Source organism: Orenia metallireducens, assembly GCF_003001995.1.
In the GTDB taxonomy this organism is placed as follows: Bacteria; Bacillota; Halanaerobiia; order Halobacteroidales; family Halobacteroidaceae; genus Orenia; species Orenia metallireducens_B.
On record NZ_PVNB01000092.1, the window covers coordinates 1 to 1,242 of the forward strand.

Annotated in this window: 1 protein-coding gene; it reads left to right on the forward strand. The window is 39.3% G+C overall.

Annotated features, from left to right (window positions below):
- The coding region (gene ilvB, locus BX659_RS18745) for a biosynthetic-type acetolactate synthase large subunit (RefSeq protein ID WP_106231987.1) at positions 1 to 1,242 on the forward strand (1,242 nt) is incomplete at both ends.

Consider the following 1,242-nt stretch of genomic DNA (forward strand, 5'->3'; position numbering starts at 1 on the left):
AACTGGAAGACCTGGACCTGTCTTAATTGATATTCCTAAAGATATTTTATTAGCAAAAGCGGAATTCACTTACCCCAAAGAGATCAATCTACCAGGTTATAAGCCAAACTATGAAGGGCATGAGCTACAGATTAAAGAGGCAGCTAAGGTAATTAATGAAGCAGAGAATCCAGTAATTTATTCTGGTGGAGGTGTGATCATCTCAGAAGCTAGTAATGAATTACAGGAATTGGCTAAGAAAGGGGACATTCCAGTAACTACTACCTTAACAGGGCTTGGAGCCTTTAATGAAAGAGATAAATTGAGTTTAGGAATGTTAGGAATGCATGGTACTACTGAAGCGAATCTAGCTGTATCCAATGCCGACTTGTTGGTTGCAATTGGAGCAAGATTTGATGATAGGGTTACAGGAAAGCTTGACACCTTTGCTAAGGATGCTAAGATTATTCACATCGATATCGACCCAGCAGAGGTAGGTAAGAGAAAGCTTGTTGATATTCCAATAGTTGGAGATGTTAAGAGAATCCTAACTATTTTAAACAAAATGGTTGAAGAGAAGGATAGAGATGAATGGTTGGCATTAATCGATACTTGGCGTAAATTAGATGAGGTTAGCCACGTTAAAAAAGATAAGCAGAAACTATCTCCTAAGGAGATTATTGAGGCAATAGATGAGTTAACCAAAGGTGAAGCCTTAATTACTACTGAAGTAGGGCAACACCAGATGTGGGCAGCTCAATTCTATAAATATACTAAGCCTAGAAGCTTTATGACCTCTGGAGGTTTGGGAACGATGGGATATGGCTTCCCTGCTGCTGTAGGAGTCCAAGTTGCTAATAAGGATAGTATAGTTTTTGCTTTAGCTGGTGATGGAAGTTTTCAGATGAATGTCCAAGAGCTAGCCACAGTAGCTAAGAATAAACTACCATTAAATATTGCTATCTTTAACAATGGATATTTAGGGATGGTAAGGCAGTGGCAAGAGATGTTCTATGATAGAAGATATTCCTCAGTCTGTTTGAAGATGCAGGAGAGCTGTCCGCCGGGATGTTCTTTGCCAGGGGAACATTGTCCAGTGACAACACCTGACTTTGTTAAACTGGCAGAAGCTTATGGAATTAAGGCTAAGAGAATAACAAAGGCAGAAGAGATAAAACCAGCATTAGAGGAAGCAATCAATAGTCCTCAACCTTACCTACTAGACTTTATTATAGAAGAGGAAGAGAATGTATTTCCGATGGT